The sequence below is a fragment of the Sanguibacter inulinus genome (assembly GCF_013415325.1).
In the GTDB taxonomy this organism is placed as follows: Bacteria; Actinomycetota; Actinomycetes; order Actinomycetales; family Cellulomonadaceae; genus Sanguibacter; species Sanguibacter inulinus.
Genome location: NZ_JACBYE010000020.1, coordinates 60914 through 67491, shown reverse-complemented (window position 1 = coordinate 67491; position 6578 = coordinate 60914). Strand labels below are relative to the sequence as shown.

Genomic DNA, 6578 nt, shown 5'->3' with positions numbered 1-6578 from the left:
CACCCCTGCCCCCGAGGAGGAGCGATGAGCGAGACGACAGGGACCAACCTCAGCACCCGAGGCCTCACCAAGGTGTTCGGCGGCGTGCGCGCGGTCGACGGCGCCGACGTCACCTTCCACGACGGGAAGATCAACGCGCTCATCGGGCCCAACGGCTCGGGGAAGACGACGTTCTTCAACTGCGTCACCGGGATGATCAAGCCCGACTCGGGGACGGTCACGTTCCGGGGGCGCCAGATCACCGGGCGCTCGCCGCACGTCATCGCGCACGCGGGGATCGGGCGCAGCTTCCAGCTGTGCCGGATCTTCCCCCGCATGACCGTGCTCGACAACGTTCTGGTGGCAGTCCGTCGCACACGCATCCGCGAGCTGCTCGCCCCCGCCCGCACGGAAGAAGAGGTCGCCAAGGCGCGCGAGCTCCTCGTGCGCGTGGGCATCGACCACCTCGAGGACAGCGAGGCCCGAGACCTGTCCTACGGGCAGCAGAAGCTCCTCGAGCTCGCCGGGGTGCTCATGGGCGACCCCGACACGATCATGCTCGACGAGCCCGCGGGCGGCGTGAACCCGTCGCTCATCGGCCGGATCGGGTCGCTCGTCAAAGAGCTCAACGCCGAGGGCACGACCTTCCTCATCGTCGAGCACAACATGGACCTCGTGATGAGCCTGTCCCACCACGTCGTCGTCTTCGACCGCGGCAGGCCGATCGCCGAGGGCACCCCCGACATCGTCCAGTCCGACCCCCGAGTCCTGGAGGCCTACCTTGGCGTCTGACCTCACACCCCAGACACCCTCGAGCCCGGGCGGCGACCTGCTCGTCCTCGACGAGATCCAGGCCGGGTACGGCAGGGCAGCCATGGTGCTGCGCGGGCTCACCATCCGCGTGCCGGCCTCGACCGTCGTGTGCCTCGTCGGGCCCAACGGCGCCGGCAAGTCCACCGTGCTCAAGGTCGCGAGCGGGCTGCTCAAGCCCGCCTCGGGCCGGATCGTGGTCGACGGCACCGACGTCACCGGCCAGGGACCGCAGGAGATGTTGACCTCGGGCCTGGCCCACGTGCTCCAGGGGCACAGCGTCTTCCGCGAGATGACGGTCGCCGAGAACGTGCTGCTCGGCGCGTACACGATGCGCGACAGCGCGCAGATCAAGGAACGGGTCGAGTTCGTGCAGAACCTCTTCCCGATCGTCGGCGAGCGGTGGAAGCAGCTGGCCGGTCTGCTCTCGGGCGGCCAGCAGAAGCAGGTCGAGTTCGCCCGGTCGCTCATGGTCAGCCCGAAGGTGGTCCTGCTCGACGAGCCGTCGATGGGCCTCGACCCGAAGACGACCACCAAGGTGTTCGAGCAGATCGTGCGCATGCGCGACGCCGGCGTGGCGGTGCTGCTCGTCGAGCAGAACGCCCGCCGGGCGCTCGAGACCGCCGACATCGGCTGCGTGCTCGACCTCGGCCGGGTGCACATCACCGGGCCCGCGCGCGAGCTGCTCGCCGACCCGCAGCTGTCCGACCTGTACCTGGGCGGACGGCCCGGGGAGAACAAGAGCGCTGTGTAGGGCTGGGGTGATCGACGAGGGGGACCGTGCCACCGGCACGGTCCCCCTCGTCGTCTCGAGGCCCGCGCACCGTCAGTCGGTCGAGCCCGACTCGGAGTAGTCCGTGCGCAAGACCGTGGCACGGTCGAGGAACGCGGCGTCGGAGGTGATGAGGGCGAGCGTCTCCACCTGGCGCACGACCCCCCGGTGATAGCTCCCGGGCTGCCACTCCTGGTCCTTGCAGTACTGACCCGCGCAGTAGTACGAGACGTCGCCGGGAGCGCGGTAGGCACCGAAGGCCTGGAGCACCGTCGTGGCCGCACCGTCGAAGAGCTCGACCGCTGCCTCGTCCGACGTGAGGCGCGCGTAGTCGTAGAGACCGAAGGTCGCGTAGATGTGCCCGTTGACCACCTGGACGGGTTCGACCGACCCGACGTACTCCTCGAACCACAGGCACCCGGCCTCGTCGACGTGAGCGAACCACGGGGCTGAGTCGTCGTCGGACGGGCGCTCGACGCCGAAGGTGCGGAAGGTCTGCTCGGCCGCCCCCACCCACACCGGGTCTCCGGTCTGCGCTGCCAGCCGGGTGAAGAGGGAGAGTCCCTGGCCCTGGGCCATCCCGGAGTACCAGGGTGCCTCGAGAGTCATCGCCTCGTCCCCGTGCATCGAGTACTCGAAGGGGTAGGCGAACCACAGCGCGCCGTCCTCCGACACCGTCGCACCCTCGAGGAGACGGGTCGCGGTCGCGAGCGCACGACGCAGGTACTCGGGATCGCGGGTGAGCTCGTAGGAGCCGAGGGTGGCCAGCCCGTACTGCGCGAGTGCGACCGGGTGGTAGTCAGGGCCTCGGCCGTGGGTCGCCTCGCTCACCAGGGCCCCGTCCGCGTCGACGACGGGGTCGTCGAGGTCGACGAGGGTCCGCTCGGTGACCGCGTAGTAGTCGCGGGTGACAGGGCCCGGTCGCAGGCCGCTCACCCCGAAGCCGGCCACGGTCCCCGCAGCACCGGCGGCCGGTGCGAGACCAGGGCCGTCCAGGCACGAGACCTCCACGGGTACCGCGGGCTCGGCGGCGCACGAGGTCAGGGACGTGACCACGAGCCCGAGCACGACGGCCGCGCTGCCGAGCCTGACGGCACGGGCCGCCCGGCTCGCTGGCGCCTGCGCGAGATCGCTCGCCGGTCTGCGGTGTCGCTCGGTCGATGGTCGGACGGGTCGTCGACGACGGTTCACTGGTGCCCCCCGGCTTGTGCACACCCGAGGAGTCGAGCGGCAGGAGTCGCCCCTGTGCGCATCCTCGCGAGCAGGCGGGCGCGGTGCCCTGACCTGGGTGTATGCCCGCGACGCTAGCAAGGAGGAACGCCGAGGCCATCCACCCGTGGGCCTACGGGGACGTCTCGCGGGCGGCCGCACCTCCCCCTGCAGGTGGAGGGCCACGGGCATCACGGCACCAGGCTCGGCGAGTCGGTGGTGGTCGAGCAGCGTCCTCGCGGCGCACTGGCCAGGTCCCGCGCTGCTGGTCAGGTCATCCAGCGCTCTCGGATCACGAGAGTGTTCGAGGAGCCCTCATGCAGAGCTCACAGGATCGGTGACCGACAGCCCCAGGTGCACAGCGACGGTCTTCATCGTCGAGTCGTGGGTCGCGATCGTCACCGGCTCGCCGACGAGGAGCGCGGTCGCCAGGTGCAGAGCGTCAAGAGTCTTGATGTGCCGTTCGATCGACTCGGCGACGGAATGTGTCTCTCGGGTGATGTCGAGCATGCCGACACGGTCGAGCAGCGGCGCCGCGTCGGAGAGCGGGCGGCCATCGCGCCGCAAGACCCGCACCACCTCGGTCCGGAGGAGGCGTGAGGAGACGTAGGTCGTCCCGGGAGCCTGCATCCACTCCTGGAGGCTCGACCGCTCGGGGACGTCCAGGATGGTCCGGAGAGCCACCGAAGAGTCGAGGTAGACGATGCGCGATGCCACGGGTCAGTGGTCCCCGCGCATCTCGTCGAGCATGACATCGACCTGGGCGTCCGTGTACGCCGGGCCACCTGGGCTCTCGGGCCAGGGGACGGGCGAGACGGCGGGCGGGGTGTACCGCCCCTCACGCTCTAGCCGGACGAGAGGCGTGTCCTGCTCCCCGACGGGGCTGAGACGCCACCGTGGCGTCCCCCGCTCGGTCACCACGACGTCCTCGGTCGAGGTGACCCGGTCGAGGACGGCCGCCGTGTGCTGGTTGAGCTCGCGCTTGGTCACGGTCTGCATGAGCCGATTGTACTACTCATGTCTGACATTCATCCGACGGAGTGTCGACCGACATGCTGCACATCGCAGCGGAGCGCCGTGGCACCGTCGCCGCGCACGACCTCGTCCGGGATCGGCTCACCCGGGGAGGAGGTGATGCCGCCAACTCAGAGGATCTGGGGGCACGTACTCGTGCTGGAGGTCCACGACCCGCGCGATGTGCTCGAAGTCGTAATCCGCTGCCAGCACCGTCGCGTCGTTGACCATGGCATAGCCCGCGATCACGATGTCGATCGCACCAGCGGCCCAGACCAGGCCCGCATCCCAGAGCGCGCTCTGGATCTCGAGGACCAGCGACTCGTCCGGAGCACGCTCGAGCGGGAACCCCAGAGAGAGCTGGTCACGGAACGCACGGTGCGAGACCGGGGTGCGCGCGCTGTGACAGTGCTCGAGAACCTGCGGGGCACACGTGACGAACAGGTCCGCCGGAGCCTTCTCGATGCGGCGCAGGCGATCGGTGATCCCTCGGTCACCGCTGGCGACGAGGTAGTCGGTCACAACCGTCGAGCTTCGGCGGGAGGCACCACGGGGGCACCGAGACCCGACTCGAGATCGGCCAGCCCGGCGATGCCGTCGACCATGGCCCCCTTCTGCTTGGAGGCGATGAGTCGCCGCAGAGCAAGATCGACACCGGGGACGGCGAGAGCTGTCGGCATGGTTAGGCTGGCCAGATGGCGACAGTCCTCCTCGTGCGGCACGGCCGCACCACAGCGAACGCGTCCGGGGTGCTGGCCGGCAGGGCCGTCGGCGTCGCCCTCGACCAGATCGGCCGCGATCAGGCGGCTCTCACCGGGGACCGGCTCGCAGCCGTCCCCCTGGTCCAGGTGGTGACGAGCCCCCTCGAACGCTGCCAGCAGACCGCGCAGCACATCCTCGACCGACAGACCGGCTCGCCCGGTCTCACGGTCGAGGCTGATCTCACCGAGTGCGACTACGGGCAGTGGCAGGGCCGGACGCTGGCCGAGCTCGCGACCGAGGCACTCTGGCCGACCGTGCAGGCGCAGCCCTCAGCGGTCGTCTTCCCCGGTGGGGAGTCGATGGCCGGGATGCAGGCCCGGGCTGTCGCAGCGATACGCCGCCACGACGCGGCCGTCGAGGCCGAGCACGGCCCTGGGGCCGTGTGGGCGGCCGTGAGCCACGGCGACATCATCAAGTCCATCCTCGCGGACGCCCTCGGCACGCACCTCGACCTGTTCCAGCGCATCGACGTCGGTCCCGCCTCGGTGTCGATCGTCCGCTACGGCGCGAGCAGGCCGACGGTCCACGCGACCAACACCGATGCCGGCGACCTCTCGTGGTTGTCGCAGGGCCGCGCGTCGGGAGATGCACCGGTGGGTGGCGGCGCCGGGCACACGGCACCGTCCGGCACCGGCGTTTAGAGTACTTGCATGCCTACACGCGTCCACGACTTCGACTGGCCTGACCGGATCGTCGTCGGCACCATCGGTCGTCCCGGGGAGCGCACGTTCTACCTCCAGGTCCGTTCCGGGACCCGGACGGTGAGCATCGCCCTCGAGAAGCAGCAGTCAGCCCTGCTCGCGGAGAAGATCGACGAGATCCTCGACCAGCTCCTCACGGTCGAGGGCAACCCCTTCAGCGTCCCGACAGGCACACCCCCCGAGCTCGTCGACAACGACCCTCTCGACACCGTCGAGGAGGACTTCCGCGCCGGCACCATGAGCCTGGGCTGGGACCCGACCACCGCGCAGGTGGTCATCGAGGCCTACCCCCTCGCCGAGGACGACGCAGACGACATCGACGACGTGGCCCCGGTGTCCGACCCCGACGACGTCGACTCCGAGATGCTGCTCGTGCGCATCCCCGTCGGGACCGCGCGCGCCTTCGCCAAGCGCACCCGCGAGGTCGTGGGCGCGGGGCGCCCGGCGTGCCCGCTCTGCGGGTACCCGGTCGACCCCGACGGGCACACCTGCACCCTCCCCGAGGTCTGATGCCTGCAGAAGACCTGGTGACCGGCGAGCTCACGGTCACCGGCCGCATCAGGACGGCCTCCAACGCGACGTTCTTAGGTTCCGTCGGCGACGTGGTCGTCGTCTACAAACCTGTCGCCGGGGAGAGCCCGCTGTGGGACTTCCCCGACGGCACCCTGGCTCAGCGCGAGGTGGCCGCCTACAGGGTCTCGGAGACCCTCGGCTGGGGTGTCGTCCCCCAGACCTGGTTGCGCGACGGTCCCTTCGGCGAGGGGATGGTCCAGCTCTGGAAGGAGCCCGACCCCGAGCACAGCGCCGTCGACCTCGTCCCGAGCGACGAGGTGCCCGCGGAGGGCTGGAAACAGGTCCTCCAGGGAGAGGGCGCGGACGGCCGGCTCGTCACCCTCGTCCACGAAGACACCCCAGCGCTGCGGCGCATGGCCGTGCTCGACCTGCTCGTCAACAATGCCGACCGCAAGGGCAACCACGTCCTGGCGATGACCGACGGCCACAGGTACGGCGTCGACCACGGGCTCACCTTCCACAGCGAGCACAAGCTGCGCACGGTCCTGTGGGGATGGGTCGACGACACGCTGACCGCTGACGAGCTCGACGGCGTCGAGCGGGTCCTCGCAGGTCTGGACGGCGACCTGGGTGCAGAGCTGGCCGAGCTGCTCAGCGCCGACGAGATCGCCTCGCTCGCGGCTCGCTGCTCTGAGGTTCGCTCCACGGGGCTGTTCCCGGGCCCCTCCGGTGAGATGCCTGCGGTCCCCTGGCCGCTGTTCTGACGGAGCTGCCGTCGACCGCTCGACGCAGAGGTCGCGTGCTCTCCCGGCGCCCTC

At 70.2% G+C, this 6578-nt stretch carries 10 protein-coding genes; 5 read left to right on the top strand and 5 right to left on the bottom strand.

Annotation, left to right across the window (positions count from 1 at the left end):
• The first annotated feature begins 24 nt into the window (after positions 1–24).
• The gene (locus HZZ10_RS09920; RefSeq protein ID WP_179913381.1) at positions 25–771 is read left to right on the top strand and encodes an ABC transporter ATP-binding protein; all 747 of its coding nucleotides are present in this window, start codon (positions 25–27) and stop codon (positions 769–771) included.
• Complete coding sequence (locus HZZ10_RS09915) at positions 761–1543, top strand: ABC transporter ATP-binding protein (protein WP_228087352.1); 783 nt, start codon at positions 761–763, stop codon at positions 1541–1543. Before HZZ10_RS09920 ends, HZZ10_RS09915 begins: the two co-directional genes overlap by 11 nt.
• 72 nt (positions 1544–1615) lie before the next feature.
• Here HZZ10_RS09915 and HZZ10_RS09910 read toward each other — a convergent pair whose 3' ends face one another.
• The 5 genes from HZZ10_RS09910 to HZZ10_RS09890 all read right to left on the bottom strand — a co-directional run bounded on the left by HZZ10_RS09910 (position 1616) and on the right by HZZ10_RS09890 (position 4464).
• Positions 1616–2752, bottom strand: coding sequence for a D-glucuronyl C5-epimerase family protein (locus HZZ10_RS09910; protein WP_056129426.1), 1137 nt, complete (start codon positions 2750–2752; stop codon positions 1616–1618).
• Positions 2753–3085: 333 nt separating this feature from the next.
• Positions 3086–3487, bottom strand: a complete 402-nt coding sequence (locus HZZ10_RS09905; protein ID WP_056129423.1) for a type II toxin-antitoxin system VapC family toxin — start codon at positions 3485–3487, stop codon at positions 3086–3088.
• 3 nt (positions 3488–3490) lie between these two features.
• Positions 3491–3769, bottom strand: a complete 279-nt coding sequence (locus HZZ10_RS09900; protein ID WP_056129418.1) for a type II toxin-antitoxin system Phd/YefM family antitoxin — start codon at positions 3767–3769, stop codon at positions 3491–3493.
• Positions 3770–3886: 117 nt separating this feature from the next.
• Positions 3887–4306 carry a PIN domain-containing protein gene (locus tag HZZ10_RS09895; RefSeq protein WP_179913380.1) on the bottom strand — a complete coding sequence of 140 codons (420 nt, stop codon included), beginning with the start codon at positions 4304–4306 and terminating at the stop codon, positions 3887–3889.
• Positions 4303–4464, bottom strand: coding sequence for a hypothetical protein (locus HZZ10_RS09890; RefSeq protein WP_218928632.1), 162 nt, complete (start codon positions 4462–4464; stop codon positions 4303–4305). Before HZZ10_RS09890 ends, HZZ10_RS09895 begins: the two co-directional genes overlap by 4 nt.
• 15 nt (positions 4465–4479) lie before the next feature.
• Here HZZ10_RS09890 and HZZ10_RS09885 point away from each other — a divergent pair, with 15 nt between their 5' ends.
• From HZZ10_RS09885 to HZZ10_RS09875, 3 genes are read left to right on the top strand one after another with little or no spacing between them, the layout of a single operon-like run.
• On the top strand, positions 4480–5187 hold the full coding sequence (locus HZZ10_RS09885; RefSeq protein WP_179913379.1) for a histidine phosphatase family protein: 708 nt from the start codon (positions 4480–4482) through the stop codon (positions 5185–5187).
• A gap of 9 nt (positions 5188–5196) precedes the next feature.
• Complete coding sequence (locus tag HZZ10_RS09880; RefSeq protein WP_056129407.1) at positions 5197–5757, top strand: DUF3090 domain-containing protein; 561 nt, start codon at positions 5197–5199, stop codon at positions 5755–5757.
• Positions 5757–6524, top strand: a complete 768-nt coding sequence (locus tag HZZ10_RS09875) for an SCO1664 family protein (RefSeq protein ID WP_179913378.1) — start codon at positions 5757–5759, stop codon at positions 6522–6524. Before HZZ10_RS09880 ends, HZZ10_RS09875 begins: the two co-directional genes overlap by 1 nt.
• Positions 6525–6578 lie beyond the last annotated feature (54 nt).